This window comes from Micromonospora sp. AMSO31t, from assembly GCF_008868175.1.
GTDB lineage: Bacteria > Actinomycetota > Actinomycetes > Mycobacteriales > Micromonosporaceae > Micromonospora.
Map to the genome: position 1 here is coordinate 1 of NZ_WBKT01000359.1, position 425 is coordinate 425.

1 protein-coding gene is annotated in these 425 nt (G+C 64.5%); it reads left to right on the plus strand.

Annotation, left to right across the window (positions count from 1 at the left end; all coding sequences use genetic code 11):
- Positions 1 to 20: 20 nt before the first annotated feature.
- A partial coding sequence (locus F8274_RS30930) for a hypothetical protein (RefSeq protein WP_225854066.1) occupies positions 21 to 425 on the plus strand: 405 nt, incomplete at its 3' end.

Consider the following 425-nt stretch of genomic DNA (forward strand, 5'->3'; position numbering starts at 1 on the left):
TGACCGCCTCGTGCGGCCTGATGCTCAAGTTCGAATGGCCGCTGATCGTGCCCGACAACGCTGATGTGAAGCGCGTGGCCGAGGCGACGTTCGACATCGATGAATACGTCGTCGACGTGGCGAGGAGGAACGGCTTACCGGAAGGGATGCAGCCGCTGCCGGAGGGCGTGACGGTGCACCTCGCCTGCCATGCGCGGGCCCAGAACATGGGACCGAAGGCTGCCGAGATGCTGAAGTTGATCCCGAACACGCCGGTGGATGTGATCGAGCGCTGCTCCGGCCATGGCGGCACCTTTGGCGTGGTGAAGCCGACGCATGATCTCGCCGTGAAGGTGGGCCGCCCTGTGTTCCGCACCGCCAGGCAGCAGAACCGTGGCCATATCGTCAGCGATTGCCCGCTGGCCGCACAGCATATCGTTCAACAG